Source organism: Sphingobacterium arenae (assembly GCF_014692505.1).
In the GTDB taxonomy this organism is placed as follows: Bacteria; Bacteroidota; Bacteroidia; order Sphingobacteriales; family Sphingobacteriaceae; genus Sphingobacterium; species Sphingobacterium arenae.
The window spans coordinates 59,378-78,339 of record NZ_JACNYK010000003.1; the positions used below are offsets into that span (position 1 = coordinate 59,378).

Sequence of the window (18,962 nt, forward strand, 5' to 3'; positions counted from 1 at the left end):
TTCGTGAAAAACCGATAGCGTCAAAAAAAATATTTCACAAAAAATATTTGAATATACAAATGTTATGTTATTTTTGTGCCAATTCTCAGATTTATCCTAGAGAGAGGCAAGTAGCTTGCGTTGTATTAGAATAGTTATGTACCCTCTATCATATTTTTAGCACATCTAAGAAATAATGGAATAGCATTTGTTAAAAATGTAATTTGGATGAATTCAAAAAAGTAAAATCCTATATCTCATAGTAAAAAGTTAATGGATATTAATGCACTAAATACCAAGCTCGTGTCGGAGTTACGCGAGATTGCAAAAGTACTGGGCATCACTGATGCAGATAAACTGCGTAAACAGGAATTGATTGATCGTATCACGGTGATAGCGAAACAGTCTATCGAAAATGAAGGCCCAGAAAAGAAAGAAACCGAGCCTCCCGTAGCAGAGAGAACAAGGAAACGTGTCAGGACTTTAAAAACGGAGCCTGTCTCAATGACCAAGCGGACATCTTTGACGGATGATTTGTCGAAGACAGATGATAGTTTTGGAACTGAAGCGCAATCTGAGGTTAACGTGACAAACGGAACAGAAGCAAGCTCTGCTCCTAAAGCAGAAACTTCATCTCCGGTACTTCCAACAGACTTTGGTAATGTCATCGTTAACGAAGGTGTATTGGAAATCATGCCAGATGGCTATGGTTTTTTACGTTCATCAGATTATAACTATTTGACATCTCCAGATGATATCTATGTTTCGCAATCCCAGATTAAATTATTCGGATTGAAAACTGGGGATAACGTCCGTGGTTCCATCCGTCCACCAAAAGAAGGAGAAAAATATTTTCCATTGGTTCGTGTCGAGTCGATCAATGGCCAAAATCCAGCAGAGATTCGGGATCGGGTGCCGTTTGATTATCTGACACCTTTATTTCCGGACGAAAAACTGAATTTAGATTTAGGTACAGGAAACTATTCCACACGTATTATGGATTTATTTACCCCGATCGGTAAAGGCCAACGTGGATTGATCGTAGCACAACCTAAAACAGGTAAAACAAATTTATTGAAAGAAGTTGCTAACGCGATTGCAAAGAATCATCCGGAGGTTTACCTTATTATCTTACTTATTGATGAGCGTCCGGAAGAAGTAACCGATATGGCGAGAAATGTACGAGCAGAAGTGATTTCGTCTACCTTTGACGAACCTGCAGACCGTCATGTGAAGATCGCCAATATTGTGTTGGAAAAAGCAAAACGAATGGTAGAGTGTGGGCATGATGTGGTCATTCTATTGGATTCTATCACACGTTTGGCAAGAGCGTATAATACGGTTGCGCCGGCGTCAGGGAAAATCCTATCAGGAGGGGTGGATGCTAATGCGTTGCACAGACCAAAACGTTTCTTCGGGGCAGCGCGTAATATTGAGAAAGGTGGATCATTGACTATATTGGCAACAGCTTTGACCGATACAGGTTCCAAAATGGACGATGTAATTTTCGAAGAATTTAAAGGTACGGGTAATATGGAGCTTCAGCTTGACCGTAAATTGGCTAACAAACGTATTTTCCCGGCTATCGATTTGACAGCCTCTAGTACTCGTCGTGACGATCTATTGGTAGATCGTGATATATTGCAACGGATGTGGGTACTACGTAATCACCTGGCTGACATGAATTCTACCGAAGCTATGGAATTTCTGTTAACGCAAATGCGCGGGACCAAATCAAACGAAGAGTTTTTAATTAGCATGAATAAATAGCGAATTCCTTTGATATTTTCTATTTTTAAGCCATCCTTTGTTTTCAAGGGTGGCTTAAATTTTTTATATATAGTGATGAAGAAACATATTCCCAATACATTAACTTGTCTCAATCTTTTCAGTGGTTGCATCGGTGTTCTATTTGTATTAAAAGGAGAGTTTCTGTTGGCGTTCTATTGTGTCCTCGCCTCGGGAATATTTGATTTTTTTGATGGAATGATCGCTCGGCTACTGCATGTTAAATCAGATATTGGGAAGGAGTTGGATTCTTTGGCCGATGTGATTAGTTTTGGTTTTTTGCCGGGGGCAGTGTTATATAAATTATTAGAGGCGTCTACAGATAACGTATATCTTCCATATTTAGGATTTATTGTCACCGCATTTTCGGCGTTGAGATTGGCAAAGTTTAATGTGGATGAACGACAAACGTCTGAGTTTATAGGACTCAATACACCAATGAATGCTTTCTTTATTATGTCCCTGCCTTTTATAGGTGCCGCGCATCCAAATTGGATATATCAACCTTTGGTATTACTTGTTATCGTGGCGTTGGTTAGCTTCCTGCTGGTGTCTGAAATCCGTTTATTCAGTATGAAGTTATCTTCGTTGGCGTGGAAGGAAAATAAGTTCAGATATATTTTCCTGTTTATCAGTATCGTTCTTTTGATTACGCTCCGTTTTTCTGCTTTGCCATTCATTTTGCTTTCCTATTTTATTTTCTCCCAATTGCATTTTAGGTTACAAAAACAGCAGGATAAATACGAGTGATGTGCTATGGCTTACGGCGATAATCGGCGATTTCCTGCAGTAGTACCAATATCTCATTTTCGATATCCAAAAATAGCGTATGCATATAGGGAATTTCCGCACCGTGTTTACCTGCGTATTCCAGTTGTTGCAATTTCTCTCGCAACGTTCGCGCCCCTACATAATCCATGGTCGGCTTTATATGGTGGGCTTTGTTTGCTATTTCTATATGTGAAGCTGATGCCACCGCCTCCTTTAAAGCGTTTAGATCAATTGGTATCTGTTCTTGATAAAGATCAAGGAACTGGGAAATCAACTCCTTGTTATACATTAAGCTTTCCTGGATAAACGAGGGGTTAATCAATCTGTATTGCATCGTTGTCGTTTGGTTTGTAAAGATGTACCTCTAAGTTATCTTCGCATTGCGTTAACAAGTCTAATGTTGTAATACCTAATTCTGGATGAGTAAATGAAGGCGCGATTTCAGAAAGCGGAACCAATACAAACCTTCTGTCGGGAAGGTAAGGGTGAGGGACGATTAAGCGATCGTGTTGAATACGGTCGTGATTAAAGTACAGAATGTCAATGTCAATTACCCTTGCGCCCCATTTCGATAGTCTTACGCGTCCCAAATTATTTTCAATAGCTTGAATGTTATCTAGAACATCTAAGGGAGAAAGGTCAGTAGATATTAAAGCTACTTGATTAAGAAATACGGGTTGATCTGTTACGCCCCAAGCTTCTGATTTGTAGAGCGATGAACAAGCTTCTATTTTTCCTATTTGGCTTTCTATTTCTATGAGAGCCTTTGCTAATTGCTGAGCAGGACTGCCTAAGTTTGCACCTAATAACAAAAACACTTTGTTCATTGTATAAAGATAAGCTAATCTATTTAAATTTCGAATTCTTCAAAAGAAACCATTAAATTAGAGTCGAAAAAATAAAGGATGATTATGAAGTCTTTTTTTAAATATGTTTTAGCAACGATTACGGGAACGATCATTGTCTTCGTTGTCTTATTTTTAGTACTAATTGGATTTATCACAGCGACGGTGAGCAGTATAGGTGCAAAAGAGGAGGTTTATGTTCCGTCGAGTGCCGTACTTTATGTTTCGTTGGATTATAATATTCAAGAGCGTACAACATCAAATCCTTGGGAAAGTATGAATTTGCCAGGTTACGGAGAGATGAAAACGTTGGGATTGAATGATATCCTTTCACGTATTGCTGCAGCGAAAGATGACGATCGCATTAAAGGTATATATCTCAATCCGACATACGTTAATACTGGTATGGCGAGTTTAAAAGAGATTCGGGATGCATTAGTTGACTTTAAATCATCCGGTAAGTTTATTATAGCATATAGCGATATCTATACACAAAAAGCTTATTATACAGCGTCGGTAGCCGATGAAATTTATATGAATCCTGAGGGTTCTTTGGAGTTTAAAGGACTTTCAGCATCCATCATGTTCATGAAAGAAGCGTTAGACAAATTGGGGATAGAGATGCAGGTTGTCAAAGTCGGTACTTATAAATCGGCTGTTGAACCTTTTATCTTGAATGAAATGAGCAGTGCTAACAGGGAACAAATGACAGCCTATTTGGAGAGTATGTATAGTGCATTCTTGGAGAACGTTTCAGAAGGAAGACATATTCCGACCGATACATTGAGAAACATCGCAAATAATTTTTTAATACGGAATGCCGATGATGCCGTTCATCATAAATTTATCGACGGAAAATGCTATAAAGATGAAGTATTCTCTAAGTTGAAGAAGCGTCTAGAGGTCGACGAAAAAAAGGACGTTCCGGTAGTTTCTTTATTGGATTATAATAAGGAGGTAAAAACAGAAACAAAAGGCGATCGTGTAGCTGTGTTGTATGCGTATGGTGATATTGTTGATGGCGAAGGTATGGAGGGTAATATAGGTGGAGATAAACTTTCTCGGGAACTTCGGAAATTACGTCTTGACGATCGGGTGAAAGCAGTGGTATTGCGGGTAAATTCACCAGGTGGTTCTGCGCTGGCATCTGACATTATTGCCCGTGAGGTAGCGTTAACGAAGAAGGCAAAGCCTATTATCGTATCGATGGGAGACTATGCCGCTTCGGGTGGATATTATATTTCTACTATGGCTGATTCTATTTTTGCTGAAAAGGAAACACTTACCGGTTCGATAGGTGTATTTGGCTTGATTCCTAATCTTCAAGGACTGCTTAACAATAAATTGGGGATACGTGTGGACGAGGTCAAAACAGGCAAATTTGCAGATCTGATGACTTCTGTTGACCGCCCGTTGACAGAAGAGGAGAAGGTTATTATACAGACAGAAGTTAACCGTATTTATGATACATTTACGGGCAAAGTGGCTGCTGGTCGAAATATGGAAGTATCCGCTGTGGATAGTATTGGACAGGGTAGAGTGTGGACAGGAAGCCAGGCATTGGAACGTGGACTGGTAGACGGTATCGGAAATCTTGATCGAGCTATACGGGCTGCGGCAGCAAAGGCGAAATTGAAAGATTACAGGGTAATGTATTATCCTACACAAAAAGATCCGTTCGCGACGTTATTTAACACATCTAAGGAGCGGATAAAGATGTGGATGTTGGATGATGAGTTGGGCGAATATAGACAGCATGTTGATCAGCTTCGTACCGTATTAAAATCGTCTGGCATACAAGCCCGTATTCCGTATATGGTTGAAATTAGATAAGTAGAATATTCTTACTTTTTTCTATATTTAGCCCGCGGTTTAAACTGCTATTACACATAAATAAAATGACATATATGAAGACTATTGATGATTTAAGTTTCTCAGGAAAAAAGGCGCTGGTTCGAGTTGATTTTAACGTGCCTTTGGATGAGAATTTTAATATAACAGATGATAATCGTATACAGGGTGCAGCGCCTACCATCAAAAAGATTTTAGCTGATGGTGGTGCTGTCATATTGATGTCTCATTTGGGACGTCCAAAAGAGGGACCTACAGATAAATATTCGTTAAAACACATTGTCGGACATCTGTCGCAAGTATTAGGTGTCGATGTTCAATTTGCCAATGACTGCATAGGAGAAGAAGCAATCGAAAAAAGTGCATCGTTAAAAGGTGGAGAAGTGCTTCTTTTGGAAAACTTACGCTTCTACAAAGAAGAAGAAAAGGGAGACGTTGGATTCGCTGAAAAGTTGGCAAAATTGGGCGATGTGTATGTGAACGATGCTTTTGGTACGGCACACCGTGCACATGCTTCCACGGCTGTTGTTGCGCAATTCTTTCCAAACGACAGATATGCGGGTTATCTGATGGCAGCAGAGATTAACAATGCGGAGAAAGTAATGAACAAGCCGGAACGTCCTTTTACAGCAATTATGGGGGGGGCAAAGGTTTCAGATAAAATCCAATTGATTGAGGCACTTTTGGATAAAGTGGATAATTTGATTATTGGAGGAGGAATGGCCTATACGTTTGTAAAAGCCCGGGGGGGAGAGATTGGAAAATCTTTAGTCGAGTTAGATAAATTAGATCTAGCCAACGAATTAGTGAAAAAAGCAGATGAAAAGGGAGTGAATTTGGTACTTCCTACGGATGCCCAGATAGCTGATAAGTTTGCAAATGACGCGGATACCTACAATGGACCTAATGACCAAATTCCTGCAGATAGAGAAGGATTGGATATTGGGTCGGAATCTTCTGAACATTTTGCAGAGATTATAAGTGCTTCCAATACATTGTTGTGGAACGGACCGATGGGGGTTTTTGAATTTGATACGTTTGCTAAGGGTACAAAAGCCGTCGCTGATGCGGTGGTAAAAGCGACGGAGCGTGGCGCATTTTCGCTTATTGGCGGTGGTGATTCTGCTGCTGCGGTGTCTAAGTTTGGCATGACCGAGCATGTCAGCTATGTCAGTACAGGTGGCGGTGCTTTATTAGAATATATGGAGGGTAAGGTATTACCGGGAGTAAAAGCTTTGGAAGACTAACAATAGTATATATTATAATGAAAATAGGGCGGACTTATTAGTCTGCCCTATTTGTTTTAAAAAGTTCTTCTTTGGTGTGTTTCCGTACGCTGACGTCGCATTTCCGTCCGGGGGTGTTGACCGAGACAAAGTTAGTATCCCATGAAAGGTTAATAGCTGTAACTAAACCCAAACGTAGGGACGATTTTGTTAGAAGCTGTGTTGTCATTGATGTAGGTAAGTCTCGTTGATACATTGATGTCAGGCAATACGTATCGGAATACATTTAAGTCAGCCGACAAGCCTATGCCAAAACTTTTGGGAGCTAAGCTTTCGTCGACATTTTGGAAATCCGAAAATAATAAGCCTTGGAAACGTTTAATGTAAGCGAGGGAACCAATGCTCCAATCGGGATAGAAAAGAGGTAGCCTATAACTTGCCATAGCTGTATTATTGACGATAGATGAATTAAAATGTCCCCATCCCGAAACCATAGGGATATCGTACGTTCCTACATATATCCCGTTATTCTTTTGTGCGGCAAACCGCAATTGTAAGCTATGATTTGTCCACAAGCCCGGAAAATAGAAGTTGGTGCGTAACGATAGTACTTCTCCCGATGAACCCATAGTAAATGGGCGGTGGCGAAAGGTGATACTGACGTTTTGCCCCCAACGTGGTGCCAGATCCATCTTACTTCGCATGCTATTTCGATTGATATATACTTGATAGTTCAATGGGAACGCAATGACATCCTGGAAGTTCTGTAGATTTAAACTGGTATTGTAGCGTTTTGTATAGGATGTTCCAAAATTAACACCGTAGCCGTATACCATATTGCGCCGGTATATGGAGAGTGGAATAGACATTTCAAATGTTGCGTGATGGTCACGGTAATCAAACATCAAGATATTATTCGGGTTATTTCCCGATACGGCATTGCCTACCATTCCTCTATTCATGTAACGGGCAGTGAAGGTTGGGAAATAACGCTTATAAGAAACCTCTGCAGAGTAGCGACTTTTTGATATGTCCGGATCAAACTCATAACCGAGCTTAACCTGTGTGGTGTTTAATATATCGTTTGATAGCCAGAATACGCCTGGAATGTAGTTGTCAAAACTTTCAAAGTTGGTGCCGCTGATAGATAAACTGTGAAAATTGATAGCATGTGTGCTGGGATTGTAGTTTTTAACGACGATGGGGGAGGCCGGTTCAGTCGATAAACTGTCTCTTTGTATGGTGTTCAACGTGGGGGAAAGATACGGGAGACGGATCTGATCACGTTGCCCGGTGGTGGAAAGAATGATTTCCTTCTCTGCAAGTTTATATCCGTTAAATTGATAATCGTTGTATAGCAGCAATCCATTTGTGGCTATTGAAGGGTTGAATGCACCAAATGCTGCGTCTGTCAGCTTATGTTGCCCGGTATTCTTGTTGAATAGGTAGATGTTATCTATACCGTCGATGTGTGCTTTGAAAATAATATCGTCATGATAATAAAAAGGACGTTCCAACTGTTGATTTCCCCATGGAAGGAGAAGACCAGACTCTTTCGTTGTAAGGTTAAATTCCACTAGATTTGTTCCCTGTTCCGTAACGCCGATAGCCACAACTTTTTCGTCGGAGGGATGATATTTCGGCTGCTGTATGTGCATTCCATTAGGAACGGCAATGCTATCCCGTATATCGCCAGTTTTGGAATCGAGTATAATCAATCTACTTACGTTTGCCGGATTTACTTCAACAACGACAATTTCATCGCGAATCGGATGAAAAGCGGGAGAATAAAGACGCGATGCTTTTGTTAGCGTCCTGGTGCGTCCGGTTTCTATATTATATATATTGATTACATTGTACGTTTGTTTGCCAAATCGAGCGTGCTTGCGATACTCGTCCCAAACGATCTCCTTATTTCGAAGATGAAAATAAGGGGTTATTTGCATGCCAGTTTTTACGACACCCGTTTCATTTCCCAGACTATCTAGACGCTTGATTTCATTGATTATAGTGGGGGAGGATTTGAGTACATATAGTTCCTGGTTATCATTCATTTGAGGCAATAAATAATCGCTGGGATATTGGCTCTCTTTCGTTTGTAGGTTTGGAGCATCTGCTGAAATAGGAGCTTCTTGTTCCCATTTTTTTGTTAGTTCCAAAATAGTGTTATCAAAAATTTGGGCAGGCGTTTCGCCCGAGACTAATTTAACTGCCCGTTGGAAATTAAAGGGACGTAATAATTTGCTGCGCATATCGGTCAGTATTTTCTCGTGACTGGAGATGCCGTGATGATTGGTTAAGTAGGTGTTCATAAAGAAACCAATCGTATAATAGGACGGAACATTGTCTTTAAAGGAGCCCAAAACATACTTGTTAAAACTATATGATTTACCAGAAAGTATATTGGCACGTATAGGCATTTCCCAAGAGGGTAATCTGCCTCGGCCACCATCGCTATAAATTGTTTCGGTTTGCACAGCATCTCCCTCAAAATACCAGGCAGGCAAGTTCAATCCGTAGAGGGCAAAGGCGAGTTGTTCGAAAAAAGGTCTTTTTATATTTCCTGTCAATTTGTCAAATTGGGCTACATGCCGAAGCTCATGTAACGCTAAATTCGGAAGCCATTCTTGATTGTCCGCGGTGGAAGAGGGAATGGGGAACAATTCGGATTTTCGCGGAGCGAGTTGTACAAAACCATTTTGAGTAAGATGCTCTCCTTGTAAAACTAATGTTATTTTTGGCGGTGTAATCTTCAAGAGTTTGCGACTTTTGTACTGTATTTCCGAAAGCTGTTCCGCCAGATTTTTTGCTGCGTTTTCAAAAGTATTGGGGAAGAGCAATCGAAAATTTTCTGTATCAATTTGACGCCATTTAACGGAAGAATGTGCTTGGTCATTATCAATAATCTGACTCTTCGATATATTTGAATATATCAATAATATAAATGATGCTAATATTCTGATATACAATTTTTTATTCATTCATATTTGCTGTGAAATACTTGCTTGCTAATATTGTTAGTTTGAAATTACTCTGTTATATGAATTATATGTTTTGTTAAAAATTTTATTTCATTGATAATGAGTTGTTTGTGGTGTTTTTATATTGTTGTTTTTTATTAAAATACCAAGTGGTTTTATCCAATTATTAACTGACGATGATATTAAAAAATACATATTTACATATTTGGTGTAGTCATTATATTTCGTGTGCAAGATAGGATAAAATTGTCAGATTCCCCTATTGTCACGAGTCGTTTTTGTCGGCGGTGAAAGAGGTGTTGTCGGAAGACGGAAAAGATGTAATTAAAAAATACGCTCACTGAGTTTTCGTGATAATCGAATCTGAATTGCGTATTCTTGTCTCGATAACAATAGTTAGTTTCGCAGATGGTCTTTTTCATTAATTATGTTTAGTTTACTATAGCAATGCGATATAAATATAGGACGATTGGAATAGTGACATGTTGGCATTTTTTTGAATAGATACGTGAGAGATGATAAAGCAGCCGTGCTCTGTTTTTGTTAGAGATCATGAATAATCCATTGGGCGTTTTGGTACGATCATAGATGGATGTTCTCACCGAAAAAAAGTATTAGTTATTTCCAATTAAAAAGGCGACTTTTGCTGGGACAAAAATAATTGATACCCATGTAGGATTTATAAAAATAGGAGGGCTTATGGAAGAACTAGAAATGCAGATAGAGCTTGTCGAAAATTGGATTGAATCTGGTGATATCGCCCAACTGCAAGATTTTCTGAATGAGCAGAACATTTCCGACGTTGAAGAACTAATCGACAGTCTTCCGGAACATGCCGCCCTATTTATAGAAACGCTTAATATAAACCGAGCCGTCCGCGTTTTCGGTATTTTGGATTTCCCGACACAAGAACGGATATTCAAAAAATTATCAGCGAATAAAGCCCGCGAGCTGATTAATGAAATGCCTCCTGATGATCGTACGTCCTTTTTTAGCGAGTTGAAAGGTGACGTCGTCAAGCATCTTATCATCATGCTTTCTCCGGACGAGCGAAAAGAGGCTTTGTCTCTTTTAGGTTATCCCGAAGATAGCGTGGGACGTTTGATGACTCCCGATTATATCACCGTAAAGCCTCATTGGACGATCACTCGGGTGTTAGACCACGTAAGACGCTATGGTAATGCATCGGAGACGATTGACGTGCTATATGTTATCGATAGCGAGGGGCGTCTGATGGATGACCTTCGTATTCGGGATATTCTTATTTCAGATCTCGACACCAAGGTTGAAGATTTGATTGATAGCCGTTTAATATCATTGCATGCTGACGACCCGCAGGAGGAAGCTGTCAACGTCTTCCGGATGAATAACCGGGTCGCCCTTCCGGTCGTGGATGAGCAGGATATTATGCTGGGCATTGTGACGATAGATGATATCCTTTGGGTGGCTAACGAAGAATATACCGAAGATATGCAACGTATCGGGGGTACGGAAGCGTTAGATGAACCTTATTTGGATGTTTCTGTCTTCCATTTAGTGAAAAAGCGCGGAGGATGGTTGGTCGTATTGTTTTTAGGGCAATTGTTGACGGCTACAGTGATCGAACATTTTGAAGGAGAATTGGAGAAGGCGGTATTTTTGATGGCATTGATGCCCTTGATTATGTCTAGCGGTGGGAATAGTGGTTCGCAGGCTTCCACGTTGATTATTCAGGCGATGGCGATGGGAGAGGTTACGCTACGGGATTGGTGGCGTGTCATGAAGCGTGAGATACTTTCGGGGCTATTCCTAGGACTGATATTAGGTGCTTTAGGGTTTGCCCGTATTGCAGGGTGGGAAGCTTTTGCCCATGCCTATGGCGAATATTGGGTTTTGGTAGGTATTGTCGTCAGTTTGTCTTTGGTTGGGGTGGTTATGTGGGGTTCGTTGACCGGTTCGATGTTGCCTTTTATTCTACGCCGTTGTGGTGCAGATCCGGCAAGTTCTTCCGCACCATTTGTCTCCACATTGGTGGATGTCACGGGCCTGATTATCTATTTCACGATCGCCACGCTGATATTGGGGGGTGTGCTTCTGTAGCCGTAATCGGATCACGTGCCTGCGGAACTTTGCTATTCTTTTCGTAATGTCTCTAAAGGCGAGCGGTTCAATACCGATAAACTGTTGCTCACACCTATACAGACGGTCAGTACGGAAACAAGCGCTGTCAATACTAAAATAAAGCCGATCGAGGGAACAAAAGCCGTTTCAAATATAAATATACCCAAAAGGTTACTTGCAATGAGTGCGATAACGATACCGGTGATGGAAGCCAGTATGCCCAACAGTAGGTATTCACTTGCCGTTATGGTAAACACCTGTCTACGACTCGCTCCTAAAGTCCGCAATAGGATATTTTCCTTTAAACGCTGATATTTACTGATTCTTACAGATGCGATTAACACCACAAGTCCTGTCAGAATGCTGAAAGAACCGATAAATTGGATAACAAAGGCGATTCTTTGCAATAGCCCCTCCAAAATGTCGATAGCGGTGTTGATGTCAATAACAGAAACATTGGGGAAGCGATTGACAATCGTCTGTTGGAAAGTGGCTGATTGGGTCTCGTCATCAACGTGCGTCATTATCAGGTAAAACTTTGGAGCATTGTCAATTATACCTTCTGCAAAAACTACCCTGAAATTTGATTGAAAACGGTTCCAGTCCACTTCCCGGAAGTTACTTATTATGGCCGGTATTTCGACTCCTTGCACGTTGAACAACAGGCTATCGCCCATCTCTACACCAATTCTTTCGGCGTAGCTTTTTTCCAGCGATACCTGTCCCATTTCGCCCTTGGATACACGGCCTGTCCAGTGGCCCTCCACGATCTTTTCTGATAGCGTGAGCGAGTCGCGGTAAGTTGCCCGGATTTCGCCGCGGAACGATCTTGCGGAAATATTGGAAGTCGAATCCGATAGGTAATCATTTGCCCTTTTTCCATTGATGGCAACGAGCTGCATGGTAACAATAGGGACGTCCTCTACAATAGGTAATCCTGCTTCTCGCGTCATGTTTTTAATGGTGTCGCGTTGTGGAGGTTGAATATCAAAAAGTACCATGTTTGCTTGGTTTTCGGCTGATGCTATCTTCACCCGTTGCAACAGCATATCTTGCACAAAAAATAAGGTCGCAATCAACGCAGTCCCCAATCCAATGGAAATCAATAATACGATCGTCTGATTGTTCGGCCGGTACAGATTAGATAGTCCCTGCCGCCATAGGTATGGCCATTTTTTTGGAAAATATCGCCTGATTAAATACGTGAATCCCTTTGCTACGCCATACAGAAGAGCGAATGTGAAGCCTAAACCTAAGATAAAAAACAACGTTTGTGCCCACCCATTCAGCTGTAAACGGGTAAATACAATTATAAAAGTTAATATCAATAAATAAATCCACCACCTCAGGCTGTCTTTCCATAATGGTTGGGGCTCGTCGCTGACCCGTAACGAATGCAACGGAGAGATGTGTCTTACGGAAATAAGCGGTAACAAGGCAAAAAGTATAGAAATTACCAATCCCAGACCTATACCTTCTGTTATCGCGCTCAAGGATATTCGATTGCTCAGCGCAACGGGGATAATATCTTGCATAACAATGGGAATGGCATACTGGATTAGTGTTCCCAGCGTAGCACCTAATATGCCTCCTAATAGACCGATGGCTGCAAATTGCACCAGAAAGATAAAAAAAGCTTGACGTGAACGCGTGCCCAAACATCGCAGTATAGCTACTGAAACCAATTTCTCACGTATATAGATATGGACGGCACTCGACACGCCGATACAACCTAACAGCAGCGCTACGAAACCGACAAGCTCCATGAAATGAGCCATATCGGAGAAGGAACGACCTGTATTTTCTTTTGTAGTCGATACGGTGGCACTGCGCAGTTGTAGTTGTGTGAGGCGTTCTTTCTGTTGTTCTACAAAATCGTCTGTCTGGAATTGGGAGGGGAATTTGAAATAGTAATGGTACTCGATCCGGCTGCCGGTTTGTTGCAACCCACTATTTTCAAGGTGTGTCAAAGGAACAAATACCGTGGGTGCCATGGCGCCACGCATGGCTGTTTGGCCGGGTTGCGCGATAAGATTTCCACTGATAGTAAAAAGGTTTGTGCCCAATTGAACCGAATCGCCTACCTTCGCATCATATTGTATCAGGAGTGTCCTCTCGACAAGAACTTCCGGCTCCTGTCCGAACCTTTTATAGGCATCGCCCGGGAGGGTTTCCAAATTTCCATAGAAAGGAAAATCGCCTGTTAAAGCACGGACTTGCACTAAACGCGAGCCATCGGCTTTTGGAAAACGGATCATCGACATAAACCGCTCTTCGGTTGCCATTTGCTCGCTTAAGTTCTTGATAGAATCGATGAAAGCCATTGTGGAACTATCCGGTTTTCTTGTGCTCCGTAAATCTAGATCGGCACCGATAAGCAGCGCAGCCTGCTTATCGATATCACGTTTTAGATTTTCGTTAAAGGATTTCATCGCGACCAGTGCAGCAATACCGAATACAATGGAAGAAATAAAAAGCAACAACCGGGAGCGGTTTTTTCGGCTATCACGCCATGCCATCAAGAAAATCCATCGCCAATTCATGCTATCGTTCCTCCTTTAATGGGGATTATACGTTGTGTTTTTGCAGCGAGTTCCATATCGTGGGTAACAACGACCAATGTCGTCCCTGATTCACGGTTGAGCTCAAAGAGCATATCTTCTACCACCTTGCTGGTTTCTGCATCCAGGTTTCCTGTCGGTTCGTCTGCAAATAATATCTTTGGACTATTGGCAAATGCGCGAGCTAAAGATACGCGTTGCTGTTCTCCGCCGGATAGTTGTGATGGGTAATGGCCAGCTCTTGTTGACAAGCCGACTCGATCCAATATTGCTATGGCCTTGTCTTTCATATTCCGCATGCCGCGTAGTTCCATTGGAACCATCACGTTTTCGAGTGCGGAGAGTGTAGGGAGCAATTGAAAGTTTTGAAACACAAACCCAACATGGGCATTACGTACCTGTGCTAATTGATCTTCCGTAAGCCCGTTGAGTTTTATCCCGTTCAAGGTAATCGTTCCTTCGCTGCATTGGTCTAAACCGGCACATAAACCTAGCAAAGTTGTTTTACCACTACCTGAAGGCCCAACTATGGATATCGTGTCGCCGGTATTGATCTCAAAGCTGATGTTTTTTAAAATAGGGATGACGGTATTGCCAAGATTATAATTTTTAGAAACTTGGTCCAATTGTAAAATAGTGGAAGACATCGTTGTTTTTTAGAGTAAGGGTTCTAAAACAGCCCAGACATTATGTGCCAGAATTTTTTGTCCTTGAGCAGTCGGGTGCACCGCATCTGCTTGATTTAAATCTGCTATACCGGCTACGTTATCCAGCAGAAAAGGTACCAGAGCCATATTGTATTGTTTGGCTAGGCGAGGAAACAGCGCTTCGAATTCGTTGAAGTAATCCTGCCCCATGCTAGGGGGCACTTTCATTCCAGCAAGTACTAATTTGCAGTCGGGGTTTGCTTTCAGCACTTTTTCTACAATAGCGCTTAGATTTTCATAGGTGGAAGTCGTGGACACTCCTCGCAATCCATCGTTGGCACCGAGTTCCAATACAAATATATTGACGGGTTGCTGTAATAACCAATCTATACGTTCTTTTCCTCCGGCACTTGTTTCTCCACTCAGCCCTGCGTTTATACAATGGTAGCTTAGATCTAAGGAATCTATTTTTGCTTGTATCAGTGCGGGAAAAGCCTCTTGCGGATCATCTAAACCATAGCCAGCTGTCAGACTATTGCCGAAAAAAAGAATGTTGTGAATGGTTTCTTTTTTAGCGGGGGACTCCTGCTCATTTTTTTCGTTTTTGTTTTCGGTGGTGTGCCATGTTCCGTTATTACAGGAGAACAGTAAAATGCCAAAAAATAAATAGGAATAACGTCTTAAAATATCAATCATAACACTAATTTTTCTTCGTCCCCACTACATAAGGAGTTAAAGTAGGAAATTATTATAAAAAAAACAATATTTTGTCGTTTCCCCATCATTGTATTGGATATGCTACTGCAAAAAGCTTGAAGCTTTTTCGAATCGAAAATTTAAAGTATTGACTTACAAATTGTTTGTGTTTTTGCTTTAAATATGCAGCAAAACGAGTTTGTGGATTTAAAAATATTGTTTAATATTGCACCCGTTAATCAAGAACATTGGCTTCTAAAGTTGCTTGATAGAAACAAAAATAAATTCCTCAGTAGCTCAGCAGGTTAGAGCATCTGACTGTTAATCAGAGGGTCGCTGGTTCGAGCCCAGCCTGAGGAGCAAAGCCACGGAAGTATGCCGTGGCTTTTTTTGTGTTTTACTTAAAGCACTGTTACAAAATAGTCCACAAGATAAGAATATCTTTTTTTCTATTTATTTTGGATATTAAAAACGAAGCTGTATCTTTGTATCACTTTAGAAAAGCGGGTCAAATTGCGCTCTAAAGCACAAAATTCCTGAATAGCTCAGCAGGTTAGAGCATCTGACTGTTAATCAGAGGGTCGCTGGTTCGAGCCCAGCTTCAGGAGCGATAGAAAAAATCCGTTTTCCGAGGAGGAGAACGGATTTTTTTATTTTACGCTAAGCAACATTTTATTTATTTGGCGTAGCCAGAAATTTGAATACTAAACCTAACATAAAATACTGTCTTAAGGTCAGCTGCTCACTGTAGTAGTTCGCATTACCGGAACTGCCTAAATTGACATTTTGGTTTTGGTTCAAAATATCGAAGGCGGTGAATTTCAATTCGCCTTTTCGTTGCAAGAGGGGGTAGTATAGCGAGGCATTAACTACATGCAGATTGGTACGATCCTTTCGCAAGCTCTGTGGTTGGTTTTGGAGCGTGTAAGAAGTTTCCAGACGGAATTTAGCCAAGTTATCCACACGGAAACCCGTACCGATGCTATGTCTTATATTAGAGATGTCGCGGAAGTTTTCCGACGGCCATGCATAGCGGGTACCGCTGATGCCAATCGAGTACGTAGGGATAAGTGTAATATTGTTTTTATACGATAGATTGATGTTACTTTGGATATTGCCATAGCTGCGGTTGCCCTTGTTTTCTTCACCGTTGACCATGCTATAAGATGACGATATAGAACCATAACCGTTGAGATTCATCGAAATTTGCCAATCTTTCTTCGTGGCGAAGCGTTTGCTGAGATGTCCGTACATGTAAATTCGATCATTACCGGTGGTTTGGTATTGACCGTTGGTCGATTGGGAGTTTTCGATATCATAGGTACGCTGATATCCGATGCTGTTGTCATACCTGGAATAACTAATCGAACTGCTAAGACTTAGGTTGATCTTGCTGAAGTTCTTTTGGTAACGGAGCTGCATACTTTGCTCCATTTGGTTATCGAAATAGGGGCTGGCTAGGGTAATAGAAGTTGGTCGGAGATCCGAGTTCACGGCGACGATAGCATAAAAGCCGGGTAGCTGAACGCTCTTATTGTAGGAAGCTGTGATCCCAGCATAGGTTACGGAAGCGTTGGGTAACCAGTAATAACGACGATCCTTTAGATCGGCTGTTTGATCATAGTAATGATATCTACGTCCTAACGAAAGCCACTCGGTACCCGCAGAGAGTTTTACTTTCTTATTAAAGATACTTGCATTTAGTTTGGTTCCCACATAAGTAAAATCGAATGTACCCTGTTTATTGTTAGCCACATCATTACGATTGGTATATTCAGCTACGTTGATACGGTTGTCAATGTCCTCCAGATTTTGGTTTTGCTGCCAGTTGTAACGCGCATACCAGTCCCAGTTGATTTGTTTTCGCACCGGTATCTGTATGTTAACATGATTATTGATGTCAGCGGTCTTGCCGTTACTGTAACGCAGCGTAGATTGGTCTACCGTACTGTCGTTAAACAAATAATAGTGGTTCCAAGAATTATTATGATTCCTGTTGGTTGATTCTTGCCTATTTCCCGTCTGTCGGAAAGAGAGTAAAATGTTAGCATGTCCGAATTTTTTTTCACCATAGAGGTTATAACGGAAATTCGTGTGGTGATTCGTTGATCCACTTTCACTCTCACCGTCCTGTACAGGATTGGAAGACTCCCGTGTCGTGTTTACAGTATACCAAGAATCGTTGGTGTTTTGGCGAAAATCTATGGTTCCGTCTAACGAGACCATGGTGGTTGTATCAGGCCGGTAGCGGATGAAAGTACGGATTTTGTGGGAATTATTAATGTGTGTTCCACTGTTCTGGTTTGCGGAAAACTCCGTGATTGCATCATAAAAGCTGGTGCTGCTCCCGTTACTTTCGGTAATGTCATCTTGTTTCTCAAAGGTATACATGAGGTTAGTTTTTAGTTTTTTGCCGATATCATAATTCGCATTGATTCCGAGTGATATCTTGTGTTGTAATCCACCGTAAGTATAGTAGGAAGTGCCTCCTGCTTCTGCTCGGGCCATCCCGCCGTATTGCCTAAGCTCGCTATAATCAAACCCTTGTCGGCTGATATTGTTTCCATAACCAATAAAACTGATTTGTAACGTATCACGGAAGGTGTTAACGAGCGCTCCCGCTTCGTAGCGCTCACGCGTACCGCCGCTGCCGTAGAATTTGCCAAAGTCAGCCTTCACAAATTCCTTCTTGGTCTTAAGATTGATCACAATCGGTAAATCCGTGTCGTCCAATATCTCTCTCTTGGATTCACCTTTGTCTTTGATAACCTGTACAACATCCACTAATGAGGCATCCAGATTTCGCGTCGCCAGGGTGATATCCTGTGCAAAAAAATCCTTGTTGTTAACACGTATACCTGAAACCTGACGGCCCTGATAATAAATCGTGCCATCCACATTTACCTGTAGGCCCGGTAACAATTGCAATAACTCTTCCACATTGGCATTCGGACGCGTCTTGAAATAATCTGCCTTATACTCTAATGTATCTCCGTTCAAGCGGATGGGGGCAACGTGGTTAACTACCACCTCGTCCAGCTGTTGCCCTGCCATTCGGATGGTATCTAGATTACGTTTTTCCTTCGGTTCAAGCGTAACCTTTTGACGATACGGCTCACTATTGATATGCGTAATGTAAAGCAACAGTTCGGACCTTGCCGGAATGCGCACAAGGTCAAACCGACCGCGGTCGTCTGATAGGGTATAACTAAGAACTGTAGAGTCTGTGGCGCTCACAATGCTAACAGTAGCTTTTGCCAGAGGTTCGTCGCCGGCATCTACCACAATCCCGTTGATAGTACCTGTTTGTGCATAAAGCGTCGCGGACCATCCCAAACACCCGATTATTAGCAATAAAACGTTTACAATAATAGGTACAGTGATAAGTTGAGTTGAAAGCGTGACGCAGGTTTTTGACGGACTTTGGGAATAGACGTTTTTAGAAAAAAGGACAATTTTTCGTAGCATAGGTCAATATGTTCAGTAGCTTCATATTTAGTAATGTTGGACAGTTAGT

12 protein-coding genes and 2 tRNA genes are annotated in these 18,962 nt (G+C 41.5%); 7 read left to right on the top strand and 7 right to left on the bottom strand.

The window, feature by feature from the left end; genetic code table 11:
* The first annotated feature begins 252 nt into the window (after positions 1–252).
* Positions 253–1,749 (top strand): transcription termination factor Rho, encoded by a 1,497-nt coding sequence (gene rho, locus H8B17_RS12490; protein WP_190309565.1) that lies wholly within the window; start codon positions 253–255, stop codon positions 1,747–1,749.
* 75 nt (positions 1,750–1,824) lie between these two features.
* Positions 1,825–2,517, top strand: coding sequence for a CDP-diacylglycerol--serine O-phosphatidyltransferase (gene pssA / locus H8B17_RS12495; protein WP_190309566.1), 693 nt, complete (start codon positions 1,825–1,827; stop codon positions 2,515–2,517).
* A gap of 4 nt (positions 2,518–2,521) precedes the next feature.
* On the opposite strand, the gene H8B17_RS12500 is transcribed toward pssA, so the two are convergent.
* The gene (locus H8B17_RS12500) at positions 2,522–2,872 is read right to left on the bottom strand and encodes a hypothetical protein (protein WP_190309567.1); all 351 of its coding nucleotides are present in this window, start codon (positions 2,870–2,872) and stop codon (positions 2,522–2,524) included.
* On the bottom strand, positions 2,853–3,365 hold the full coding sequence (gene folK, locus H8B17_RS12505) for a 2-amino-4-hydroxy-6-hydroxymethyldihydropteridine diphosphokinase (RefSeq protein WP_190309568.1): 513 nt from the start codon (positions 3,363–3,365) through the stop codon (positions 2,853–2,855). The genes H8B17_RS12500 and folK overlap by 20 nt, the downstream gene beginning before the upstream one ends.
* Before the next feature lie 84 nt (positions 3,366–3,449).
* On the opposite strand from folK, the gene sppA reads away from it, so the two are divergent.
* Positions 3,450–5,216: a signal peptide peptidase SppA gene (gene sppA, locus H8B17_RS12510; RefSeq protein ID WP_190309569.1), complete on the top strand. Its 1,767-nt coding sequence runs from the start codon at positions 3,450–3,452 to the stop codon at positions 5,214–5,216.
* A gap of 74 nt (positions 5,217–5,290) precedes the next feature.
* The gene (locus tag H8B17_RS12515) at positions 5,291–6,481 is read left to right on the top strand and encodes a phosphoglycerate kinase (protein WP_190309570.1); all 1,191 of its coding nucleotides are present in this window, start codon (positions 5,291–5,293) and stop codon (positions 6,479–6,481) included.
* Between the two features lie 149 nt (positions 6,482–6,630).
* Here H8B17_RS12515 and H8B17_RS12520 read toward each other — a convergent pair whose 3' ends face one another.
* Positions 6,631–9,441 carry a hypothetical protein gene (locus tag H8B17_RS12520; protein WP_190309571.1) on the bottom strand — a complete coding sequence of 937 codons (2,811 nt, stop codon included), beginning with the start codon at positions 9,439–9,441 and terminating at the stop codon, positions 6,631–6,633.
* 699 nt (positions 9,442–10,140) lie between these two features.
* Between H8B17_RS12520 and mgtE the strand changes: the two genes are divergently transcribed.
* Positions 10,141–11,520 (top strand): magnesium transporter, encoded by a 1,380-nt coding sequence (gene mgtE, locus H8B17_RS12525; RefSeq protein WP_190309572.1) that lies wholly within the window; start codon positions 10,141–10,143, stop codon positions 11,518–11,520.
* Between the two features lie 32 nt (positions 11,521–11,552).
* Here mgtE and H8B17_RS12530 read toward each other — a convergent pair whose 3' ends face one another.
* The 3 genes from H8B17_RS12530 to H8B17_RS12540 are packed head-to-tail and all read right to left on the bottom strand — an operon-like array spanning position 11,553 to position 15,445.
* Positions 11,553–14,084: an ABC transporter permease gene (locus H8B17_RS12530; protein ID WP_223816547.1), complete on the bottom strand. Its 2,532-nt coding sequence runs from the start codon at positions 14,082–14,084 to the stop codon at positions 11,553–11,555.
* Positions 14,081–14,749: an ABC transporter ATP-binding protein gene (locus tag H8B17_RS12535; protein WP_190309573.1), complete on the bottom strand. Its 669-nt coding sequence runs from the start codon at positions 14,747–14,749 to the stop codon at positions 14,081–14,083. The genes H8B17_RS12530 and H8B17_RS12535 overlap by 4 nt, the downstream gene beginning before the upstream one ends.
* 9 nt (positions 14,750–14,758) lie before the next feature.
* Entirely contained in the window at positions 14,759–15,445 is a 687-nt protein-coding gene (locus H8B17_RS12540) for an arylesterase (RefSeq protein WP_190309574.1), read from the bottom strand.
* A gap of 286 nt (positions 15,446–15,731) precedes the next feature.
* On the opposite strand from H8B17_RS12540, the gene H8B17_RS12545 reads away from it, so the two are divergent.
* Together H8B17_RS12545 and H8B17_RS12550 are read left to right on the top strand one after the other, a co-directional pair.
* Positions 15,732–15,805: transfer RNA gene (locus H8B17_RS12545), tRNA-Asn, on the top strand.
* A 174-nt stretch (positions 15,806–15,979) separates the two neighbouring features.
* Positions 15,980–16,053, top strand: a tRNA-Asn gene (locus H8B17_RS12550).
* A gap of 64 nt (positions 16,054–16,117) precedes the next feature.
* Here H8B17_RS12550 and H8B17_RS12555 read toward each other — a convergent pair.
* On the bottom strand, positions 16,118–18,781 hold the full coding sequence (locus tag H8B17_RS12555) for a TonB-dependent receptor (protein WP_190309575.1): 2,664 nt from the start codon (positions 18,779–18,781) through the stop codon (positions 16,118–16,120).
* Between the last annotated feature and the right edge of the window lie 181 nt (positions 18,782–18,962).